General features: G+C 60.2%; 23 protein-coding genes. 7 read left to right on the forward strand and 16 right to left on the reverse strand.

Features of this window, described 5'->3' with window-relative positions; all coding sequences use genetic code 11:
* The first annotated feature begins 84 nt into the window (after nt 1-84).
* The gene (locus BN1118_RS05815) at nt 85-1,974 is read left to right on the forward strand and encodes an alpha-amylase family protein (RefSeq protein WP_043554969.1); all 1,890 of its coding nucleotides are present in this window, start codon (nt 85-87) and stop codon (nt 1,972-1,974) included.
* An 85-nt stretch (nt 1,975-2,059) separates the two neighbouring features.
* Here the strand turns inward: BN1118_RS05815 and pdxJ are convergent, their stop codons facing one another.
* The 10 genes from pdxJ to rpoE form a co-directional block, all read right to left on the reverse strand.
* Complete coding sequence (gene pdxJ, locus BN1118_RS05820) at nt 2,060-2,797, reverse strand: pyridoxine 5'-phosphate synthase (protein WP_042872703.1); 738 nt, start codon at nt 2,795-2,797, stop codon at nt 2,060-2,062.
* A gap of 164 nt (nt 2,798-2,961) precedes the next feature.
* On the reverse strand, nt 2,962-3,660 hold the full coding sequence (gene recO, locus BN1118_RS05825; protein WP_043554971.1) for a DNA repair protein RecO: 699 nt from the start codon (nt 3,658-3,660) through the stop codon (nt 2,962-2,964).
* A complete protein-coding gene (gene era, locus BN1118_RS05830; RefSeq protein WP_043554972.1) occupies nt 3,661-4,566 on the reverse strand; it encodes a GTPase Era in 906 nt (301 codons plus the stop codon).
* Nucleotides 4,563-5,234 (reverse strand): ribonuclease III, encoded by a 672-nt coding sequence (rnc, locus tag BN1118_RS05835; protein WP_043554974.1) that lies wholly within the window; start codon nt 5,232-5,234, stop codon nt 4,563-4,565. Before rnc ends, era begins: the two co-directional genes overlap by 4 nt.
* Nucleotides 5,235-6,158 carry a signal peptidase I gene (lepB, locus tag BN1118_RS05840; RefSeq protein WP_043142178.1) on the reverse strand — a complete coding sequence of 308 codons (924 nt, stop codon included), beginning with the start codon at nt 6,156-6,158 and terminating at the stop codon, nt 5,235-5,237.
* 3 nt (nt 6,159-6,161) lie between these two features.
* Nucleotides 6,162-7,955, reverse strand: a complete 1,794-nt coding sequence (gene lepA / locus BN1118_RS05845) for a translation elongation factor 4 (protein WP_005318848.1) — start codon at nt 7,953-7,955, stop codon at nt 6,162-6,164.
* A gap of 118 nt (nt 7,956-8,073) precedes the next feature.
* Nucleotides 8,074-8,535, reverse strand: a complete 462-nt coding sequence (locus BN1118_RS05850) for a SoxR reducing system RseC family protein (RefSeq protein ID WP_042872716.1) — start codon at nt 8,533-8,535, stop codon at nt 8,074-8,076.
* Nucleotides 8,536-8,628: 93 nt separating this feature from the next.
* Nucleotides 8,629-9,609, reverse strand: a complete 981-nt coding sequence (locus BN1118_RS05855; RefSeq protein ID WP_042872719.1) for a MucB/RseB C-terminal domain-containing protein — start codon at nt 9,607-9,609, stop codon at nt 8,629-8,631.
* Between the two features lie 21 nt (nt 9,610-9,630).
* Nucleotides 9,631-10,224: an RseA family anti-sigma factor gene (locus BN1118_RS05860; protein ID WP_043142185.1), complete on the reverse strand. Its 594-nt coding sequence runs from the start codon at nt 10,222-10,224 to the stop codon at nt 9,631-9,633.
* Between the two features lie 22 nt (nt 10,225-10,246).
* Nucleotides 10,247-10,828: an RNA polymerase sigma factor RpoE gene (gene rpoE, locus BN1118_RS05865; protein WP_042033782.1), complete on the reverse strand. Its 582-nt coding sequence runs from the start codon at nt 10,826-10,828 to the stop codon at nt 10,247-10,249.
* A 182-nt stretch (nt 10,829-11,010) separates the two neighbouring features.
* Between rpoE and nadB the strand changes: the two genes are divergently transcribed.
* Nucleotides 11,011-12,618, forward strand: coding sequence for an L-aspartate oxidase (gene nadB / locus BN1118_RS05870; RefSeq protein WP_043554976.1), 1,608 nt, complete (start codon nt 11,011-11,013; stop codon nt 12,616-12,618).
* 188 nt (nt 12,619-12,806) lie between these two features.
* Here nadB and BN1118_RS05875 read toward each other — a convergent pair whose 3' ends face one another.
* Nucleotides 12,807-13,184 (reverse strand): protein YgfX, encoded by a 378-nt coding sequence (locus tag BN1118_RS05875; protein ID WP_209428858.1) that lies wholly within the window; start codon nt 13,182-13,184, stop codon nt 12,807-12,809.
* A gap of 18 nt (nt 13,185-13,202) precedes the next feature.
* A complete protein-coding gene (gene sdhE, locus BN1118_RS05880) occupies nt 13,203-13,472 on the reverse strand; it encodes an FAD assembly factor SdhE (protein ID WP_042872728.1) in 270 nt (89 codons plus the stop codon).
* A 113-nt stretch (nt 13,473-13,585) separates the two neighbouring features.
* Between sdhE and ygfZ the strand changes: the two genes are divergently transcribed.
* On the forward strand, nt 13,586-14,497 hold the full coding sequence (gene ygfZ, locus BN1118_RS05885) for a tRNA-modifying protein YgfZ (RefSeq protein ID WP_043554978.1): 912 nt from the start codon (nt 13,586-13,588) through the stop codon (nt 14,495-14,497).
* Between the two features lie 6 nt (nt 14,498-14,503).
* On the opposite strand, the gene BN1118_RS05890 is transcribed toward ygfZ, so the two are convergent.
* On the reverse strand, nt 14,504-15,385 hold the full coding sequence (locus BN1118_RS05890; RefSeq protein ID WP_042872733.1) for a LysR family transcriptional regulator: 882 nt from the start codon (nt 15,383-15,385) through the stop codon (nt 14,504-14,506).
* Between the two features lie 136 nt (nt 15,386-15,521).
* Between BN1118_RS05890 and BN1118_RS05895 the strand changes: the two genes are divergently transcribed.
* Nucleotides 15,522-15,959: a PACE efflux transporter gene (locus tag BN1118_RS05895; protein WP_021139191.1), complete on the forward strand. Its 438-nt coding sequence runs from the start codon at nt 15,522-15,524 to the stop codon at nt 15,957-15,959.
* A gap of 95 nt (nt 15,960-16,054) precedes the next feature.
* Here BN1118_RS05895 and BN1118_RS05900 read toward each other — a convergent pair whose 3' ends face one another.
* Nucleotides 16,055-16,396 (reverse strand): hypothetical protein, encoded by a 342-nt coding sequence (locus BN1118_RS05900; RefSeq protein ID WP_042872738.1) that lies wholly within the window; start codon nt 16,394-16,396, stop codon nt 16,055-16,057.
* 193 nt (nt 16,397-16,589) lie between these two features.
* Here BN1118_RS05900 and cutA point away from each other — a divergent pair, with 193 nt between their 5' ends.
* The 3 genes from cutA (at nt 16,590) to BN1118_RS05915 (ending at nt 19,236) form a co-directional block, all read left to right on the forward strand.
* Nucleotides 16,590-16,907: a divalent-cation tolerance protein CutA gene (gene cutA, locus BN1118_RS05905; protein WP_042872740.1), complete on the forward strand. Its 318-nt coding sequence runs from the start codon at nt 16,590-16,592 to the stop codon at nt 16,905-16,907.
* Nucleotides 16,904-18,697 (forward strand): protein-disulfide reductase DsbD, encoded by a 1,794-nt coding sequence (locus BN1118_RS05910; RefSeq protein WP_043554980.1) that lies wholly within the window; start codon nt 16,904-16,906, stop codon nt 18,695-18,697. The genes cutA and BN1118_RS05910 overlap by 4 nt, the downstream gene beginning before the upstream one ends.
* 125 nt (nt 18,698-18,822) lie before the next feature.
* Nucleotides 18,823-19,236, forward strand: coding sequence for a hypothetical protein (locus BN1118_RS05915; RefSeq protein WP_043554981.1), 414 nt, complete (start codon nt 18,823-18,825; stop codon nt 19,234-19,236).
* A gap of 56 nt (nt 19,237-19,292) precedes the next feature.
* On the opposite strand, the gene BN1118_RS05920 is transcribed toward BN1118_RS05915, so the two are convergent.
* Together BN1118_RS05920 and fbaA are read right to left on the reverse strand one after the other, a co-directional pair.
* Entirely contained in the window at nt 19,293-20,597 is a 1,305-nt protein-coding gene (locus BN1118_RS05920; RefSeq protein WP_043554984.1) for an NAD(P)/FAD-dependent oxidoreductase, read from the reverse strand.
* 286 nt (nt 20,598-20,883) lie between these two features.
* Nucleotides 20,884-21,963 (reverse strand): class II fructose-bisphosphate aldolase, encoded by a 1,080-nt coding sequence (gene fbaA / locus BN1118_RS05925; RefSeq protein ID WP_042872748.1) that lies wholly within the window; start codon nt 21,961-21,963, stop codon nt 20,884-20,886.
* Nucleotides 21,964-22,006: the final 43 nt, after the last annotated feature.

A 22,006-nucleotide genomic window follows, 5' to 3' on the forward strand; every position in this document is an offset into this window, starting at 1 on the left:
TCCCGCAAATCCGCCAGCCTCAGGAGGACGCCAAGCCCCATCACCCCAGTCACACCGCCATTCATCATCTATACGGAGATAAATATGCACGCACGTACCGCCATGACGCTGCTGGTCCTGCTGACCCTGCCCGCCCTCGCCCGGGCCGAGGTGATGTCGCTGCAGGGCAACCAGTACCAGATCAGCGTCAAAACGGATGCCGGAAAATTCCAGGAGATCACCTTCACCAACAGGGCGAACGGGGATGTCATCCGCTCGAATACCCTGTTCGATATCAAGGGGCTGGATGACAGGCTGACCTCGTCGGCCGACTTCACTGTAGATGCGTTTGCCAAAGAGCAGGACCACATTGACATCGCACTGAGCAACGCCGACTTCCTGATCAAGAGCGAGATCCGGCTGGCCAAAGACAAGCGCTACGCCAGCATCGACTTCTCCCTCGACACCCTCAAGAATGGCAAGCGGATCAACGGCTTCTCCATGCTGCCGTTCCACTCCCAGGCACCCTTTGTCTACGGCGCCATCAACAGCTCCCCCATCGTCAGCGACAGTTTCTTCATCACGCCGCAGAATCCGCTGGTCAACACCCGCGCCTACGAGGGGGGCGTCAGCCAGCTGATCCCGCTCACGCTGCCGCTGGAGCAGGGCAAACCGCTCACCTATCGCACCTATGTCGGCACCTTCGACGAGGGTCAGCTCAGACGTGACTTCAACGAGTTCATCAACGACGCCCGCGACAGACCCTACGCCCCCTATCTGCACTACAACTCCTGGCTCGACATCGGCTTCTTCAACCCCTACACCGAAGCCGACGCCCTGACCCGCATCAAGCAGTTTGGCGAGGCACTGGTCACCCGGCGCGGCGTGACCATGAGCGGCTTCCTGTTCGACGATGGCTGGGACGACCGCAAGGGCAACTGGGGCTTCAGCAAGGACTTCCCGGACGGCTTTCGCAAGCTCAAAACCGCGGCCGAGCAGTATCACGCCCAGCTCGGCATCTGGTTCTCTCCCTGGGGTGGCTACAACAAGCCGAGGGATGAACGGGTCTCCCATGCCGCCGAATTCGGCTACGAGCTGAGCGATGGCAAGTTCGCCCTCTCGGGCCCCGTCTACTACAAAAATTTCCATCAGAAGGTGATGTCGCTCATCCAGGATCAGGGCGTCACCCACTTCAAGTTCGACGGCACAGGCAACGCCAACAAGCAGATCAAGGGCAGCCAGTTCACCAGCGACTTCGATGCCGCCATCCACCTGATCTCGGATGCCCGCGCCGCCAACAAGGAGGTCTTCATCAACCTGACCACGGGCACCACGGCCTCCCCCTCCTGGCTCTTCTTCGCCGACTCCATCTGGCGCGGTGGCGATGACATCAACTTCTATGGCCCCGGCTCCAGGGTCCAGCAGTGGATCACCTACCGGGATGCGGAGACCTACCGCTCCATCGTCAAGCAAGGCCCGCTGTTTCCGCTCAACTCCCTGATGCTGCACGGGCTTGTCTATGCCAAGCAGGCCAAACATCTGGATCAGCAGTCGCCACAAGATTTTGCCGATCAGGCCTGGAGCTACTTTGCCACCGGCACCCAGCTGCAGGAGCTCTACATCACCCCGGAGCTGCTGAGCGGCGAGAACTGGGATCTGCTGGCCAAGGCGGCGCTCTGGTCGCAGCAGAACCAGGCCGTGCTGTTTGACAGCCACTGGATTGGCGGTGACCCCACACTGCTGGCCGTCTATGGCTGGGCGGCGTGGAGCCCAGCAAAGTCCTTCATTACCCTGCGCAACCCTTCGAGCCAGCCTCAACAATTCTTCCTGGAACCGACTCGCCAGCTTGAAGTGCCCACCACAGAGGCGAAAGGCTTTAATATCAAGCCACTATATGGCGACAACAAAACCGTGCCGACGTCAATCAGCGATGGGATGGTCATCAAGCTGGCGCCACTGGAGCTCATCACCCTGGAGCTGACGCCCATCAAATAAGCATGGATCCAATCAGCCGGTGGCTGATGCCATACAAAAGGGACGCCGCGGCGTCCCTTTTTCATCTCTCATCAACCCAGGTCGGTCAGATCCCCTGACGGGCTTCCTGCATCAGCAGGCGCATGTCGCTGACCGCCTTGGTCAGGCCGTCGAAGGCGGCGCGGCCTATGATGGCGTGGCCAATGTTGAGCTCATAGAGCTCGGGAATAGCGGCGATGGCCTTGACGTTGTGGTAGTGCAGGCCGTGACCGGCATTGACCTTGAGCCCCTTGCCGGCGGCATAGGAGGCGCCGGCAGCGATGCGCTTGAACTCGGCGTTGCGCTCGGCATCCGTGCTGGCATCGGCGTAACGGCCGGTGTGGATCTCGATGAAGGGGGCGCCACTCTCGGCGGCCGCATCGATCTGGTGCGGATCGGCATCGATAAACAGCGACACCTGGGCGCCGATGGCCGAGAGACGCGTCACCGCATCCGTAATTTTGTCAAGCTGACCGGCCACGTCCAGACCGCCCTCTGTGGTCACCTCGGTGCGCTTCTCTGGCACCAGGCAGACGAAGTGGGGCTTGATGCGACAGGCAATGCCGATCATCTCCTCGGTCACCGCCATCTCCAGGTTCATCCTGGTCTGTATGGTCTGGCGCAGCACCTCGACATCACGGTCAGTGATGTGGCGGCGGTCTTCCCGCAGGTGGATGGTAATGCCATCGGCACCGGCCTGCTCGGCCACGAAGGCGGCCTGCACCGGATCAGGATACTGAGTGCCACGGGCATTGCGCAGGGTGGCGATATGATCGATGTTCACACCCAGATAGATTTCGCTCATTGATGACTCCTTGAAACACTTCATCTGTTAACTGTGCGGCTGCCGCCTTGGCGCCAGCGCGGATATCCATATGTCACTGTGTGCTGGCTTTGCGCTTTAAGAACAGCTCCCGGCTCTTCAACTGCCGTTTGCTGAAACATGGGAGGCTGCAGCGCCAATCGGCGTTAGCTTTTCCGTTTCAAAAACAGCTCCCGGCTCTTTAACTGGCGTTTTCCCAGATAGGGCTGCAGCGCCAGCCGGCTGAAACGCTTGGCCGCCTGCAGCAAGGGAGGCGTATCGAATCGCCCCTCGGAGAAGGCCAGCAGGTGGGCACCGAGAAACAGGGTACGGGGATCCGGCGCCCGCTCGCAAGCGACAAAGCCCAATTCGCGCTCGAAGCCGTAGAGCAGCTCGGGCTGGATCGCGGACTCGTCGTCGGCGGCGTATTCGAAGTCCACCGCATAGCCGAGCGCCTGCAGCAAGAGGAACTCGAAGCGACGCAACGGCAGCTCAGGCGTCTCGCCATCCGCCAGCGCCATCAGGGCACGGGCATAGGCGTCAAACACCTCGGGAAAGGGGGTGTGGGCCTCCAGCAGGTAGTAGACCAGCTCGTTGAGGTAGAGGCCGTAGAAGAGGCGGTCGCCACCGAGTCGCAATGAGTGATCCGGACATTCGACCTGGGCGAGATTCTTGAGATCCCCCTTGCCGCGCCAGCTGATGGTGAGCAGGGAAAAAGGTTGAAGCAGCCCCTTCAGAGGGGAGCGTGGCCCGCGAGAACCGCGAGCCACCAGGGTAAATCGGCCACTATCCTGGGTAAACACCTCGACCAGCTGACTGGTCTCCCGATAGGGCCGACTGTGGATGACGAAAGCCGGGCTCAGCAATCAGTCATCGCCATAGCCGAGACTGCGCAGGGCGCGCTCGTCGTCGGCCCAGCCTGCCTTGACCTTGACCCACAGCTCAAGGAACACCTTGTTCTGGAACAGGCGTTCCATGTCGATGCGAGCCTCTGTGCCTATGGTCTTGATCTTCTCGCCCTTGTTGCCGATGACCATCTTCTTCTGGCCATCGCGCTCCACCAGGATCAGGGCGTTGATGTGATAGATGCCGCTCTCTTCCACCTTGAAGCGCTCGATCTCCACGGTCACAGAGTAAGGCAGCTCCTCACCGGTGAAACGCATCAGCTTCTCGCGGATGATCTCGGAGGCCATGAAGCGGGAAGAGCGGTCGGTCACGTAGTCTTCCGGGAAGAAGAAGTTGTTCTCTGGCAGCAGATCCTTGGACCACTCGCGGATCTTATCCACGTTGGTGCCCTTCTCGGCACTGATGGGCAGGATATGGGAGAACTTCATCTGCTGGCCCAGCCACTCCAGATGGGGCAACAGGTCTTCCTTGTCCTTGACGTTGTCGATCTTGTTGACCGCCAGCACCACGGGACAGGGCAGATGGCGCAACTTGCCGAGCACCATCTCGTCATCCTTGGTCCAGTGAGTACCGTCGACCACGAACACCACCATGGCCACATCCCCCAGCGAGCTGGTGGCGGCGCGGTTCATCAGGCGGTTGATGGCCCGCTTCTCTTCGATGTGCAGACCCGGGGTATCCACATAGATGGTCTGATGGTTATCCTCGGTGTCGATCCCCAAAATCCGGTGACGGGTAGTCTGGGGTTTCTTCGAGGTGATGCTGACCTTCTGGCCGAGCAGCTTGTTGAGCAGGGTGGACTTGCCCACGTTGGGGCGGCCCACGATGGCGACAAAGCCGCAATAGGTGGTATCTGTATCTGTCATGACAGTCTTTCCAATGCTTGCTGCGCCGCCGCCTGTTCGGCCTTGCGACGACTGGTACCGACCCCGACCAGCGGACCATCCAGGCCTTCCACGTCGCACTGGACTGTGAATTCCTGGTTGTGGGCCTCGCCCTTGACGTTGGTCACCGTGTAGGTCGGCAGGGATTTGCGGCTTCCCTGCAAAATTTCTTGCAGGCGGGTCTTGGGATCCTTCTGCTCTATGCCCGGGCGTATCTCGTCCAGACGACTGGCATACCAGTTCAGCAGCAGCACCCGCACCGCCTCAAGATCAGTATCCAGATAGACGGCGCCGATCACCGCCTCAACCGTGTCGGCCAGAATGGATTCGCGGCGGAAACCGCCGCTCTTGAGTTCGCCGGGCCCGAGGATCAGGTGATCCCCTAGGTCAAACTCCCGGCCCAGTTCGGCCAGGGTCTTCTCGCGCACCAAGGTGGCGCGCATACGGCTGAGATCCCCTTCCGCCGCTTGCGGGAAGCGGTGGAACAGAGCATCGGCAATCACCAGACTCAAGATGGAGTCTCCCAAAAATTCCAGTCGCTCATTGTGACGGGAACCGGCGCTACGGTGAGTCAGCGCCCGGGTCAACAATTCCTGATCGCGAAAGACATGCCCGAGACGGGACTGCAGTCTGTTCATTTTGATATTCATTTACTTGATTCCGCCAATGCGGTTGAAGCGCACACCTGTCGGTACCCAGCTTGGCAGCAGGGAGCCTTCTTCACGCTCAAATTCAAAACTTATCCAGATAGCGACCGCCTTGCCCACCAGATTCTGCTCGGGCACAAAGCCCCAGAAACGACTGTCGGTACTGTTGTCACGGTTATCACCCATCACGAAGTACTGACCTTCCGGCACCACCCACTCGTCGGGGTAGGTGCCGGGCTGGCGATAGTAACGGCCGACCATATCGGGCATCAGCGGGTTGCGCAGGGTCTCGTGAGACACCTCACCCAGCTGCTCGGTATAGCGGTCAAGCGGGATCCCCATCTGGGTAAATTCACCCCTTTGTTCAAACTTGACGTCGAGCTTCTGGAAGCCCGGGCACGTTTTCCCTTCCTGCTCCTCGCACTTGGGCCGGATCATCAGCTCCTTGTTGCGATAGATGACCCTGTCACCCGGCATGCCGACCACCCGCTTGATGTAGTCCACCCGGGTATCCAGCGGATACTTGAACACCACCACATCGCCGCGCTTGGGTTCGCCAGTCTCGAGGAACTTGGTGTTGGTCACCGGATCCTTGAGGCCATAGGCAAACTTCTGCACCAGGATGAAGTCGCCCACCAGCAGGGTGGGCATCATGGAGCCAGACGGGATCTGGAACGGTTCAAAGATGAACGAACGCAAAATCAGCACGAGGGTGATGACCGGGAAGACACCTGCGGTCTGTTCGATCCAGACCGGCATGGGGGCAACCTTGGCCAGGGTTTTCTCATCCAGATGGGCGCCGCCATGGGCACGGGCCACTGCAATCTTGGCGGCCCGCTGCTTGGACCAGATCATCTTGTCCAGACACCAGATAACACCGGTGATCGCGCAGACCACCACCAGGATCAGGGAAAACGTGCTTGCCATCGATTAATCCTTTCCTACATGGAGAATTGCGAGGAAGGCTTCCTGCGGCACGTCGACACGGCCCAGGGACTTCATCCGCTTCTTGCCTTCTTTCTGCTTGTTCAGCAGCTTTTTCTTCCGGCTCACGTCACCGCCATAACACTTGGCTGTCACGTCTTTACGCAGGGCCTTGACGGTGCTGCGGGCGATGATCTGGTTGCCAATGGATGCCTGAATGGCGATATCAAACATCTGGCGCGGGATCAGCTCACGCATCTTCTCCACCACCTGGCGACCGCGATACTGGGCGTTCTCCTTGTGGGTGATGATGGCCAGCGCATCGACACGCTCACCGTTGATCATGATATCCAGACGGACCATCTCGGAGGTTTCAAAGCGCTTGAAGCCGTAATCCAGCGAGGCGTAACCACGACTGGTAGATTTCAGACGGTCGAAGAAATCGAGCACCACTTCCGCCATCGGGATTTCATAGGTCAGTGCGACCTGGTTGCCGTGATAGACCATGTTGGTCTGCACGCCACGCTTCTCGATGCAGAGGGTGATGACGTTGCCCATGTACTCCTGCGGCAACAGAATGTTGCACTCGGCGATAGGCTCACGCATCTCCTTGATGTTGTTGACCGGAGGCATGGCGGACGGGCTGTCGATATGGATGGTTGAGCCATCATTGAGCTCAATCTCATAGACCACGGTCGGCGCCGTGGTGATGAGATCCAGATCGTATTCCCGCTCCAGACGCTCCTGGATGATCTCCATGTGCAGCATGCCAAGGAAGCCGCAACGGAAACCGAAGCCCAGCGCGGTGGAACTCTCAGGTTCGAAGAACAGGGAGGCATCGTTCAGGGACAGTTTGTCGAGGGCATCACGGAACGACTCATAGTCATCGCTGGAGATGGGGAACAGGCCCGCATACACCTGCGGCTTCACCTTCTTGAAACCCGCCAGCGCTTTTTCGGCGCCGTTCTTGGCCTGAGTCAGGGTATCGCCGACAGGGGCGCCGTGGATGTCCTTGATGCCGCAGACGACCCAACCTACCTCGCCACAACCCAGGCCCTGAGTATCCACCTGCTTGGGCGTGAAGATACCGATACGATCGACACCCCACACCTGACCGGTGCTCATCACCTTGATCTTGTCGTTTTTCTTGAGGGAGCCGTTCTTGATCCGCACCAGAGAGACGACGCCCAGATAGGAGTCAAACCAAGAGTCGATGATCAGCGCTTGCAGCGGTGCATCGGGATCACCGACCGGCGCCGGGATGCGAGCCACTATCTCTTCCAGCACAAGGTCAACGCCCAGGCCGGTCTTGGCGGAGCAACGGACAGCATCGATGGCGTCGATGCCGACTATGTCTTCGATCTCCTCGGCAACCCGCTCGGGCTCTGCGGCCGGCAGATCGATCTTGTTCAGCACCGGCACCACTTCCAGCTCCATTTCCATGGCGGTGTAGCAGTTGGCCAGAGTCTGTGCCTCAACCCCCTGGCCGGCATCTACCACCAGCAGCGCCCCTTCACAGGCCGCCAATGAGCGGGAGACTTCGTAGGAGAAATCTACGTGGCCCGGGGTGTCGATAAAGTTCAGCTGGTAGGTGTTACCGTCTTGTGCCTGGTAGTTCAGGGTCACACTCTGTGCTTTGATGGTAATGCCGCGCTCGCGCTCCAGGTCCATGGAGTCAAGCACCTGAGCCTGCATCTCGCGGGAGGACAGGCCACCGCAAGTCTGGATCAGACGGTCCGACAGGGTCGATTTACCGTGGTCGATGTGCGCAATAATCGAAAAGTTACGAATGTGTTTCATCGAGCAAGAATCACTCAAAATTAGGTTAGGGCCGGATATGGAGGCAGGATTTTACTGGATAACCCGGTCGACGGCCAATCTTTAGTCGACGGAGCACCAGAAATACAGGCCTGCACGGTCAGGAGAGGTTGCGGGTGTGGAGTACCACGCCCAGCATGCGAGGGCCATATGCCCCCTGATCGAGTCGAGTGGAAAAGTAACGAACCAGTGAAAATCCGATGAGGCCACCCAGCAGGCAGCTGAGGATGGTGATCCCCTCACCGCCCGCCAACAAGGGTGCCAACCAGAGCTGACCAAGCAGGGCGCCAGCCAGCAGACAGAACAGCGGCAACACATATACCAGTGCTGCGCCCCGCAGTATGCTCGCCTGGGGAATGCCGAGCCTCACTTGCTGACCGACGCTCACCTCTGCGGTAAGGGCAACCCGCAGCCGTTGCTGCTTCATCGGAAACGCCTTGGCAACCGTACCGGTACCGCAGTTGGACTGTTGATGACAACCGCTGCAGGCGGAGCGCCGTTCGCACTCCACCCAGGCATGTTGCCCATCAATGGCCACTACGGTCGCCAGCTCTTCGCTCATTTCACTCACAAGACGTTTCCACAATAACGAGGGACAGATTGACCCAATCTGAACATGACTGCCCCGCTTGAGCAAGCGGGAGTACAAATACGACTACTGCACAGTCTCATTGCGGGCCAGAGGCTGCACCGACTCGGCGATGCGTTTCGCCGTTTCGGCCGGCACTTCACCCACGACCGTAATCTCGACCCCCACATCGTTGACGTAGCTCACCAGCGAGGTCGCCCCCTGGCGGATCAACTGCTGGCGCACCGCCTGCTTGGGATCGACCCTGGCCACATAGACGGAGAGATCCACCAGACCATCAGAGAGCATCATGTAATCCACCGGCAAGCTGGTGGTCACCAGCTGGTGCCGGTCCTGAGACAATACCTTGAAACCATCAGGCAACCAGGTGAGATGCCAGTTCAGCGTCTGCTGTGGCGCCGGGTAGGCATCCTCCAGCGCCAGCGCCTGGGGCAGCTTGCTGCCCGCCAGCTTCACCAGCCAGGGCGCGGGGGCGCTCTGCCTGTCCAGATCCACGCCCAGCACCTGCTCGACCAGGTTGCCTTCCCGATCCACCATGTCCACCCGCAACAACAGCTGGCTCTGCTCATCGACCCAGAGCACGAAGCCATACTTGTCCGCCTCTTTGGGCACCAGCCTGACTACCTGCGCCACCAGACCGGCGACCCGGCTGCGGCCAGCCAGCACGGGGTCATAGCTTTCCAGCACCCGGGGCAGCGGCATCTTCACCAGAGTGGCCCAAACACCGGGGAAGCGAGCGCCTTTGAGGGTGTAGGGTTCGTGGGTATTTTCGAAGAAGGTGAACTCGTCCTGACGCTGCAGGTACTCTATGGTCTTGCCGTCCAGGTAGCTCAGGTGAGCCACCTCCTTGCCATCGATCACCCCATGACTGAAACGTATGGGTTCGAGGCGCCCCTGACGGGCCTTGACCATGGATAATTCGAAATTCTGTTGCGAGACGGCACTCTGCATCTGCTGCAACAAGGCCTCGGCCGACTTATCGTCGGCCGAGGCCTTGGCACAAATCAGCAGGAGAGAGGCCAGCAAAATACGGCTGGACTGGCGCACGATCTGATCCCTAAAAATGCGTTATTCCTGAATCTGCTTGTCTTGCAGCAGACGCTGTTGCAACTGATGATCACGCAGGAAGGCATTGATGCGCTCACGCTGCTCCTGCATCTGTTGCTCACTCAACCCTTGCTGGCGGGCGGTCGCCCGATTGCCATCCTGCGGGTAGTGCACGCTCACCGGCGAGGCACTGCCACCGACAGGAATGGTGTTAAGCACAGGGTTGGTCGGTATGCCGTCATGACCCTGATACTGCTGCACCCCGAAGATGACGGCAGCGGCGACAGATGCGGCGATGGCGTATTGCCCCACCTGTTGACCGACCCGACGAAACAGCGGAACCACCTTGGCACCGGTATGAACCTGCGGCGCAGCTGGCTTGCTCTCCACCGGCTTGGGCGCCAGTATGGTGGGCTCATCTTCCAGCGCAGCCATTATGCTGTCACTGAGATCCAGCTGCAGATTGACCGGCAGGTCCCCCCGCATGGCATCACCGATCAAGTGGTAACGAGACCAGGTATCTTGCAGCGCCGGATCCATTCCCAGCTCGCTCAGAACCTCAACATCGCTCAAGTCACCATCCATCAGGGCCGAGAGTTGCTCTTTAGTTGCCATAAGTTAACCTGTCTTTCCCCAGTTAATTCTCGATCAGAGGTTTCAGCTTTTTATCGATTGCTTCCCTCGCCCGGAAAATACGGGATCTCACCGTACCCACAGGGCAATCCATGATTTCGGCAATCTCTTCATAGCTCAACCCTTCCAGTTCACGGAGGGTGATGGCTGTCCTCAAGTCTTCAGGCAAAGCTTCTATGGCGGAAAACACGGTGCGCTTGATCTCGTCGGTCAGCGCCAGGTTTTCCGGTGTTGCGACCTCTTGCAAGGCTTCGCCACCACCATAGTATTCTGCCTCGTCCGCCTCTACATCACTGCTGGGCGGCCTGCGCCCCTGAGAGGTCAGATAATTTTTGGCCGTATTCACGGCGATTCGGTACAACCAGGTGTAAAACGCGCTCTCGCCACGGAATGTCGGCAACGCCCGGTAGGCTTTGATAAATGCCTCCTGCGCCACATCCGGCACATCACCCGGATTGTTGACATACCTGGCAACCAGGTTGACCACTTTATGCTGGTATTTTTTTACCAACAGGTTGAATGCATTTTTATCGCCACGCTGGACCCGTTCAACCAGCTGTTCGTCCAGTAGATTCTGGTCGCTCATCAGAGCCGTAAAACCCCCATCAGGTTATCGTTTTTCTTTTCCGGCCCTTCCTAAGCGCACAAGTTCAGACAGGAGGAATCAGGGAAAGTTCGGTTGCATTGAAAAAAATGTGACGCAGGCTGCATCACCGCCCTCGCTTGGGCTACCATGGTGCCAGTTCTTAATCCAGGCCAATGATACTTATGAAAGCAAGTGTTGAATACCTTTGCGATGTACTGATCATTGGCAGCGGTGCCGCTGGTCTGTCCCTCGCGTTGCGGTTGGCAGACCAGGCCAAAGTCCTGGTTCTGAGCAAGGGGCCCATCAGTGAGGGGGCCACTCTCTATGCGCAAGGAGGCATCGCTGCCGTTTTCGACGAAACCGACAGCATCGAATCCCACGTGAGCGACACGCTCAACGCCGGAGCTGGGTTGTGTGACCCGGCCGTGGTGGAGTTCACAGCCCGCAACGCCCGCGAATCCATCCAGTGGCTGATCCAGCAGGGGGTGCCCTTCGATCAGGAGGAGGACGCCGAGGGCGAGTCCCACTATCACCTGACCCGCGAAGGGGGCCACAGCCATCGCCGCATCTTCCACGCGGCCGATGCCACCGGCAAGGCGGTGCAGCTCACCCTGATCGATCAGGTGCGCTCCCACCCCAATATCCAGCTGATGGAGCGCTTCAACGCGGTCGACCTCATCACCACCCGCAAGCTCAACCTGCCGGGCAACAAGGTGCTGGGCGCCTACGTCTGGAATCGCAACGCCGAGCAGGTCGAGGTGATCCGCGCCCGCTTCGTGGCGCTGGCCACCGGCGGCGCCTCCAAGGTGTATCAGTACACCTCCAACCCGGACGTGAGTTCGGGTGACGGCATCGCCATGGCATGGCGCGCCGGCTGCCGGGTGGCGAACCTGGAGTTCAACCAGTTCCACCCCACCAGCCTGTTCCACCCCGATGACCCCAACTTCCTGCTGACCGAAGCCCTGCGCGGGGAAGGTGCCTATCTGCGTCGTCCCGACGGCAGCCGCTTCATGCTGGAGTTCGACGAGCGGGCCGAGCTGGCCCCGCGGGACATAGTCGCCCGCGCCATCGACCACGAGATGAAACGCCTCGGTGCCGACTGCATGTATCTGGACATTAGCCACAAGCCAGCCGACTTCATCATCAAGCACTTCCCGACCATCCACGAGCGCTGCCTCGCGGTCGGCATCGACATCACCAGGGAGCCGATGCCCATAGTCCCGGCGGCCCACTACACCTGTGGCGGCGTGATGATCGACAACAATGGCCAGACCGACATACCCGGTCTCTATGCCATAGGTGAAGTGACCTATACGGGGCTGCACGGCGCCAACCGCATGGCCTCCAACTCCCTGCTCGAGTGCGTGGTCTATGCCCATCAGGCGGGAGCCGACATCATGGCCAAGCTGCCCATGAGCGTGGAACCGCCCCATCTGCCCGCCTGGGATGAGAGCAAGGTGGACGACTCGGACGAACAGGTCGTTATCCAGCACAACTGGCACGAGCTGCGGCTGATGATGTGGGACTATGTGGGGATAGTGCGTACCAACAAACGCCTGGCCCGCGCCAAGCGCCGCATCGACCTGCTCAAACAGGAAGTGCAGGAGTACTACGCCAACTTTCGCGTTTCCAACAACCTGCTGGAACTGCGCAACCTGCTGCAGGTGGCCGAGCTCATCGTCAACTGCGCATTGCAGCGCAAGGAGTCACGCGGCCTGCACTACAACCTGGATTATCCAGACATGCAGCCAGACTCCAAACCGACGGTGCTGACCCCGGAGCGGGACTGATACTGCACCAGTGATGAGCCAAGGGAGATACGCAACCTGCATCCCGGACTACCGGACATGCAATCAGACTCCAAACCCACGGTGCTGACCCCGGAGCGGGAGTAATCACCCGCTAGCCGTCACCCAGATGACCTCGCCCCGGCGGGGTCATTTGCTATGAGGGAGAAGGGGAGAAACAGACGGGACGATTAACGGGCGGGTAGCGTTAGTTTGATGGCGCGGGCCAGCGCCCTGTAATGCTCCGGCGCGAGCGCGTCGGAGAAGAGCCAGAGACGGGCATAGAGCCCATCCCCTGTTACCAGTTGCAACCAGAGTGCCCCTGGCAGGATGCGGCTGCGCGTGCCCAGCTGGTAGCGATGGCCCTGCCATTCCAGCCATTGCCCATCCCACGCCAGCAAACCGGCACTGCGACGGGTGCTGCGCCAGGTCAGCCAGCCCCCTATCAGCCAGCAGGGCAACCACAGAGCCCACTGCCAGCCATTGATCAGACTGGCAACCGGCCACCACAACAGCAGAAACAGGATCAGCAGCAGAACGCGCTGCTGCCGGGAAGGTATGACGGGCATGACCACCCGCATCAGGGATCAGCTCAAGCTGTCGTGGCGCGCCTGATTGCGCTCCAGGATCAGGGGGATCATGGCGGCAAAGGCGGGGTCAGCCGGAACGCCGTGGCCCATGCACCACTTGAACAGGTCAGGGTCATCGCTCTCCAGCAGACGAATGAAGGTCTGCTGCTGCTCATCGTTCAGGCTGTCGAACTCGTGTTCAAAGAACGGCATAAAGATCACATCCAGCTCGAGCATGCCACGACGGCAGGCCCACTTCAGGCGGGATTTTTCAATTGGGCTCAACATGGAACTCTCCTTACAAAGACCCGGGGATGGTAACAGCTGGATTTTCCGGCTGACAAACATTCCTTACGTCTTTACCATGCAGGTCACATACTTTCTGTCTCTGGAATACCATCGTGAGCCTGCAAACGCCTGTTTTTCCTGCCGAGCCAACCCTTTTCTCCCTGACCGACCTGGCCATCACCAGTCTGACCGGTGCGGATCGCGTCAAGTATCTGCAAGGCCAGGTCACCTGTGACGTCACTGCCCTGCAACCGGGTCAAAGCACGCTGGGCGGCCACTGCGATGCCAAGGGCAAGCTGTGGAGCGACTTCCGTCTGCTCTGCCTGAACGATCGCCTGCTGTTGCTGACCAAGCCCTCCGTGCTGACGCGTCAGTTGCCCGAGCTCAAGAAGTTTGCGGTATTTGCCAAGGTCGAGATAGGCGAGAATCATGGCCAGGCAGTCGGCGTGGCCGGTCAGGGGTCGGATGACTGGATCGCCACCCGCTTCGGCCTGACCGAGAGCGGGCTCATCGAAGAGGGCATGGCGGTACGGGTCGAAGCGGATCGCTGGCTGCTGGTGAGCGAGCAGCCGCAGGTACTGGATCTGCCTGCCGGCAGCGAATCACTCTGGTGGGGACTGGATATCAAGGCCGGCATCCCCCATCTGGAAGCCGTGCATCAGGGGGAGTACATACCCCAGATGTTGAACCTGCAGGCGCTGGATGGCATCAGCTTCATCAAGGGCTGCTACATGGGGCAGGAGACAGTCGCCCGCGCCAAGTATCGCGGTGCCAACAACCGCGCCCTGTTCGTGCTGGCCGGCACCGCCAGCGAGCCCGTCGCCTGTGGCGATGCCCTGGAGATCCAGCTCGGTGACAACTGGCGGCGCAGCGGCATGGTGCTCAACGTCTGGCAACAGGCTGGTCAGGTGTGGATCACGGCCGTGCTGCCCAAGGATACAGAGACCGATGCCCGTTTTCGTTTCAAGCAGGAGGAGGCCTCCAGCCTTGCTCTGCAAGCCCTGCCCTACTCGCTGACTGAGTAAGGTCGGCTAACGAGGCACCCGCGCCAGCAGTGCTTCTTTAAGCCAGCGCCCCGCCTGCCCGAGCGGGCGGGCGCGATGCCACTGCAACTCCAGCTCCAGTTCGGCCTTGGCGATGAAATCCGGGTTGAGCACCACCACCTCCCCCCGCGCCAGCGGCCGATGCAGCAGAAAATCGGGGATCGCCGCCCACCCCAGCCCTAATTTGACCAGCTCCAGAATGCCGAGATCCCCCTCCACCCACCACACCTGTGCCGAGAGGCGGAAGCGGTGGCGCTCCGTGCCCTCCCGCCGTCCCGTCACCATCAGCTGGCGGGCCCCTTGCAGATCGCTCTCTCGCAGCGGCGTCCTGTGGGCCAGCGGATGATCGGGGGAGACCACCAGCGGCATACCGACGGAGCCCAGCGAACGGGAGGCTATCTCCCGCTCCGGCTGCTCCTTCTGGTAACTGATGCCAAGCTGGGCCCGACCGCTCTTGAGCAGCTCGGTCACATCCTCCATCAGGGGAAACAGCAGCTCCAGTTCGACACCCGGGTAACGAGTGGCGAACTCCTCCAGCAGGGAGCCGAGCCATGGCAGGTGGGAATCATCGTCGATGGCCAGGGTGAGCCGCGACTCTATGCCTGCGGCCAGCTCCCCGGCGATCGCCTGCAAGCGCTCGCTTTGGGCCAGCAAGATGCAGGCTTCCTGGTGGATGCGGGTGCCCGCCTCCGTCAGCACGGGATAGCGGGCCGAGCGATCAAACAGCTCCAGCCCAAGATCTATCTCCAGGTTGGCGATAGCGGTGCTGACCACGGACTGCGCCTTGCCCAGCTTGCGGGCAGCCGCCGAGAAGGAGCCGGTCTCTGCTGCCGCCAGCAGCGCCTTGAGTTGTTCCAGCGAGGGGTTCATCCGGTTGATCCTGTCATGACCTGGCTGTGCGCCAATCTATCTATTTTAACGATAGATACCAACGTGAACCTATCATAAATTCGCGATAAATTGGCCGCCATAGACACTCAGACACAGATAGATAGAGAGACAGACCATGCGTAATACCCGTGACCGCCTGCGCCATGCCATTGGCTTCGAACTGATTGGCCTGCTGATCGCCGCCCCCCTGGCAAGCTGGATCACTGGCGTAGGACTCAACCATATGGGGCCGCTGGCGTTGTTCTTCTCGGTGCTCGCCACCGTCTGGAACTACGTCTACAACATCGGCGTGGACAAACTGCTGCTCAAGTATCAGGGTCACACCCACAAGACGCTCTGGCAGCGGGTATGGCATGCAATGGGCTTTGAAGGGGGCCTGCTGTTTGTCGCCTTGCCAGTGATGGCCTGGTGGCTCGAGATCAGCATGATGGAGGCGCTGGTGCTAGATCTGGGCTTCGTGCTGTTCTACCTGGTCTACGCCTTCATCTACAACTGGAGCTATGACAAGGTGTTCCCGATACCGGGTCAGGTGCAGCAGAACGCACTGGGTTAGGAGACAGGAAAACAGGGCAGGAATAACGAGGCACCATCATGCGACTGGCATGATGGTGCTGGAGGAAGGCAAGCCAGTCGGGCCTGCCGCAGCCTTCAGGCTTGCGCCTTCAGCTCTTCGGTCGGGGCATCCGCCTCTGCCGACTCCTGGGTCAACATGGCCTCAAGGTCGCTCTGGTACTGATTCAGCAGGCGCTGGGCCGCCACCATGTCACCCTTGTGCAGACGCTCGAACAGATGGTGTTGCACCACGCCGTTGAGATACTCCACCGTGACGGGTTGCTCCAGGGCAGCCAGCAGCTCCTCTTTTTCCAGTTCGGCATTGATTTCATCGGCACTGGTACGCAGCAGACCGGCCAGTTGTACCAACATACGGCGCTCACCTTCGCGCAACAGGCTCAACATACGGTTTCTCTGCTGCTCATTCTGTTGGGTCATACATTTCCTTACGTCGAGTGGGAACAAGCCCGCTCATTCTGCCCTGTCCCTTTGATAGCGTCTATCTCATGCCCCCCACTTATTTTCATGTCGAGCCGATAAAGGCCGCCAGATGCTATTTGCCCCGTCGCTAGGTATAGTAGCCACTGGTTTACGGGCGCCTGGCCGCCCAGCACGGACGAGATATTTCACCATGACAGATGCTATTCTGGTGCTCTGCACCTGCCCAGATGAGGCCAGTGCCGACCTCATCAGCGAACAACTGCTGAACCAGCGGCTGGCGGCCTGCATCAATCAACTGCCCGGTCTTACCTCCGTCTATCGCTGGCAGGGGAAGATCGAGCGGGCACGGGAGATCCAGCTCATCATCAAGTCGCGGTCCTCCCTGTTCGAACCCTTGCGCCAATGCATTCTCAGCCATCACCCCTATGAGGTGCCGGAGATCCTGGCACTCCCGACAAGCCAGGGCCATCAGCCCTATCTCGACTGGTTAACACAGGAAACCTCATGACGCTGTCTCGCCTGCTCTCCCCCCTGCTTGTGCTCTCCGCCCTGCTGCTGTCCACCCTGAGTGCGACGCCGGTTCAGGCCGGCAGTGACAGTCTGCTGAGTGCTCTTGGCATCGAGGCCAACGCCCAGCCCAAGTTTCTGAAAGTCGACGACGCCTTCGTGCTTGAGAGTGAACAGCAGGGCAAGCAGTTGCTGCTGACCCTGCGCATCGCCGATGACTACTACCTCTACCGCCACAGCTTCCGCTTCAAGGGCGAGAACCTCGCCTTCAGCGAACCCGTCTTGCCCGCAGGTGACGAGCATCAGGATGACTTCTTCGGCAAGACCCGGGTCTACTACCGGGAGGTGCAGATCCCCGTCACCCTGACCGAGGCGGGCCAGCAGGCCAGCCTCACCGTCAGCTATCAGGGCTGTACCGACGGCCTCTGCTACCCGCCCACCGACAAGCAGATTGCGGTGCAGCCCATGGTGGCCAGTACCAGCGATGTCGCGCAGGCCAGCATGGATGCAGCCGCCGACACCACGGCCAGCAGCCAGCAGGATCAGCTGGCCGCTGCCCTTGGCAGCCAGGGATTCTGGCTCAGCATAGCCGCCTTCTTTGCGCTGGGGCTCGGCCTCGCCTTCACTCCCTGCGTCTTCCCTATGTACCCCATTTTGACCGGCATCATAGCTGGTGCGGGCCATCATCTTTCCACCCGTCGCGCCTTCCTGCTCTCCTTCGTCTATGTGCAGGGAATGGCGGTGACCTATACCCTGCTCGGGCTGGTGGTGGCGTCGGCGGGCCTGAAATTCCAGGCGGTACTGCAACACCCCTATGTGCTGATCGGGCTCTCCGTCATGTTCGTGCTGCTGGCGCTCTCCATGTTCGGGCTCTACACCCTGCAGCTACCGAGCAGCCTGCAAACCCGGCTGTCCGGCCTCTCCAACCGCCAGCAGGGCGGCTCAGTGCTCGGGGTCGGCATCATGGGGATGATCTCCGGCCTGGTCTGCTCCCCCTGCACCACGGCCCCGCTCTCCGGCGCCCTCATCTACGTGGCCCAGAGCGGCGATCTCTGGCTCGGCGGCGCGGCCCTCTATGCCCTCTCCTTGGGGATGGGGCTGCCGCTGCTGCTGCTCGGCACCTCGGGCGGCAAGCTGCTGCCCAGGGCCGGAGCCTGGATGGACGTGATCAAGCAACTCTTTGGTTTTGCGCTATTGGCGGTGCCCATACTGCTGCTGTCACGGCTGTGGAGCGATCAGATGGCCACCCTGGCCTGGCTGGGTTGGGGATTGGTGCTGTGCGGCTATCTCTATCACCACAACCAGCATCAGAGTCACTCGGTGGCACGCAGCCTGCGCGGCTTCGTGCTGCTGCTGGCGATGATCAGCGCCGTGGTGGTGGGCAAGGACCTGCTGCTGCCCGAACCCGGCGTCAAGGCCAACGCCGACGTCCAGGCACCCCAGTTCATCCGCATCAAGACGCTGGATGATCTCAAGATGCAGCTGGCCGCCGCCCGCGGCAAGCCGGTGCTGCTGGACCTCTATGCCGACTGGTGCGTCGCCTGCAAGGAGTTCGAGCACAAGACCTTCAGCGATCCCGCCGTGCGTGAGCGCTTCGGCCAGATGGTATTGTTGCAGGCGGACGTCACCGCCAACGATGATGCAGATGTGGAGCTGCTCAACGGCCTCAACGTGCTGGGGCTGCCGACCCTGATCTTCTTCGACCGTGCCGGCAACGAGGTGAGCGGCCAGCGGGTGACCGGCTTCATGGGCCCCGCCGAGTTTTTGGGTCAGCTCGACAAGTTGCGTTGAAGGCGGCAGGCCCGGTCTGACGCCAGGGCCCAACGGTTAACCGCTGATTTTTCTGGCAATCCCTTGTATATGACAGGCGCCGTGGCAGAATTTGCCCTTTCCCGTCTCGTTCGTCCGGAGTTTTGATGAAAAAGTGGTTCATCCCCCTGCTGGCCCTCTGGCTATATGGCTGTTACGCAGGCCCCGGTGAAGAGGCGATCCAGTCCCAGGTGACCGCCAAACTGCAGGCAGAGACAGATACCCATCTGTTCGAGATCAGCGACTTCACCCTTATCGACAAGGAGGAGCGCATGGAGGGGGTCTATCTGATCAAGGTGAGCTACCAACTCCATTTCAAGAAAGGGCTGGATCAGTTGCGGGTGCAGCACGACGAGGACCTGGTCTATGACAGGGTCGGCCCCTTCCAGCAGGAGATGGGACTGATGGAGCTGGAGCGCAAATACGGCGAGTTCGAAGCGGGACAGGTGCTGCCACAGCAGGCCGACGTCTGGATGATGAAAACCGAACAGGGCTGGCGCCTGGCCGAGCCCCCTCAGTAAACGCCGACCCACAGCTCCCGGCCAAGGCAACGCCTCCTCGACGGTTTTCTCTCTCCTTACAGCAGATCCTTCATCCGGTGCCACAGCATCCCGAGCGCCAGCAGGGGCGAGCGCAGCGCCGGGCCACCGGGGAAGGTCATGTGGGGCACGCTACTGAACAGATCGAACCCCCGGCTCTCCCCCTTGATCGCCTCGGCCACCAGCTTGGCCGCCATGTGCGTAGCGTTGAGGCCATGACCGGAATAGGCCTGGGCATAGAAGACGTTGGGATGATCCTGCAAGCGGCCAATCTGTGGCAGGCGGTTGGCACCTATGCCTATCATGCCCCCCCACTGAAACTCGATGGCGGTGCCCGCCAGCTCAGGGAAGACCCGCAGCAGCTTGGGCAGCATGAACGCCTTTATGTCCTTGGGATCGCGCCCAGAGTAGTTGCAGGCCCCGCCAAACAGCAGGCGACCGTCGGCGGAGAGACGATAGTAGTCGAGCGCCACGTTCTGATCGCACACCGCCATGTTTTGCGGCAGCAGCCGCTGGCGCAGCCGCTTCTCCAGCACTTCGGTGGCGAGAATATAGGAGCCGGCCGGCAGCACCCTCCCCCCCAGTTCGGGATTAAGATCGTTGAGATAGGCGTTGCAACCGATCACCAGATAATCGCTGCAGACCCGGCCGTGAGCCGTGGTGATCTGCACCCGCTCGCCATAATCGATATGCGCCACCCTGGACTGTTCGAACAGGGCAACCCCCAGGCTGGCGGCGGCACGCGCCTCGCCCAGCGCCAGGTTGAGGGGATGCAGGTGGCCCGAACCCATGTCGATCATGCCGCCGATATAGCGATCAGACCCCACTACTGAGTGGATCTCCTCCCGTGGCACCAGCGTGATCTCGTGCTGATAGCCAAGGCTGGCCAGATGCGCCGCCTCCTCTTCAAACCCGGCCAGATGACGTTGGCGGGTCGCGAGATCGCAGTAGCCCCAGGTGAGGTCACAGTCGATGTTGAAGTGCTCGATGCGCTCTCGCACCAGCTGGACCGCCTCCAACCCCATCAGATCCAGCTCGCGCACCCCCTGCTCGCCTATCCAGCGGGCAAACTGGCCTGTGTCATGGCCTATGCCGCGAATGAGCTGGCCGCCGTTGCGGCCGGACGCCCCCCAGCCGATGCGATTGGCCTCCAGCAGGGCTACCTTGTAGCCCGCCTGTGCCAGGTTGATGGCGGTGTTGAGGCCGGTGAAGCCGCCACCTATGATGCAGACGTCGACATTGAGCTCACCGCTGAGCTCGGGCCACTGCTGATTGTCATTGCGGGTGGCCGCGTAATAGGAGGCCACGTGTTCATGATGTCCGTTGTGCTTTCCTGCCTGCATACTCAGCGTCCTGCCTTGGTAGCCATGCGTTTACTAAAATAAACAACCTGTCATCGATAATACCCAGCCCCCCGCCACCAATCCAGCCTCCGTGGATCACAGAAATGCAAAAGGCGTCCCAAAGGACACCTTTTGCTGCATTCGTGGCTTGAGGCAGGCCATCGACAGACTCATTTCCCCGGATACCGCAGGGATCTTTGCTGCGATCAGGGTCTGATACTGGCCCCCACAAACACGAAAGGCGCCCCGAGGGGCGCCTTTGCAGCAATCAAGATACGGTAACGAATTACAGTACGTTGATGGCGTTCAGGTCGGAGAAAGCTTTCTCCAGACGGGCGATCATGGAAGTCTGACCGGCACGCAGCCATACGCGCGGATCGTAGAACTTCTTGTTCGGCTTGTCAGCACCTTCCGGGTTGCCCAGCTGACCTTGCAGGTAAGCTTCGTTGGTCTTGTAGAAGTGCAGCAGACCTTCCCAAGTAGCCCACTGGGTGTCGGTGTCGATGTTCATCTTCACGACGCCGTAGGAGATGGACTCGCGGATCTCTTCCAGAGTGGAACCTGAACCACCGTGGAACACGAAGTCCAGAGACTTGGCAGGCAGACCAAACTTCTCGGAAACGAACTTCTGGGAAGCATCCAGGATGGACGGGGTCAGCTTGACGTTACCCGGCTTGTAAACACCGTGCACGTTGCCGAAGGAGGCAGCGATGGTGAAACGCGGGCTGATCTTGGACAGACGCTCGTAGGCGTAAGCCACGTCTTCCGGCTGGGTGTACAGGGCGGATTGGTCCATGTGGCTGTTGTCCACACCGTCTTCTTCGCCACCGGTGCAACCCAGTTCCAGCTCCAGAGTCATGTTCATCTTGGCCATGCGGGTCAGGTACTCGCAGCAGATGTCGATGTTCTCTTCCAGAGACTCTTCGGACAGATCCAGCATGTGGGAGGAGAACAGCGGCTTGCCGGTTTCAGCAAAGTGCTTCTCGCCCGCTTCCAGCAGACCGTCGATCCACGGCAGCAGCTTCTTGGCAGCGTGGTCGGTGTGCAGGATAACCGGGATGCCATAGGCTTCGGCAACGGCGTGAACGTGCTTGGCACCGGAGATGGCACCCAGGATGGCGGCTTTCTGGCCTTCCAGCTTCAGACCCTTGCCGGCGGTGAATACGGCACCACCGTTGGAGAACTGAACGATAACCGGCGCTTTGACCTTGGCGGCAGCTTCCAGCACGGCGTTAACGGAGTCGGTACCAACGCAGTTGACGGCCGGCAGAGCGAAGCCGTTCTCTTTGGCGATGGCGAATACTTTCTGAACGTCATCACCAGTGATCACGCCGGGTTTTACGAAGTCGAAAATTTTCTTAGACATGTTTAATCGTCCTGTTCTCGTATGCCGTTAATAAAAAATGGGG

It is taken from the genome of Aeromonas bestiarum, assembly GCF_000819745.1.
Classification (GTDB): domain Bacteria; phylum Pseudomonadota; class Gammaproteobacteria; order Enterobacterales; family Aeromonadaceae; genus Aeromonas; species Aeromonas bestiarum.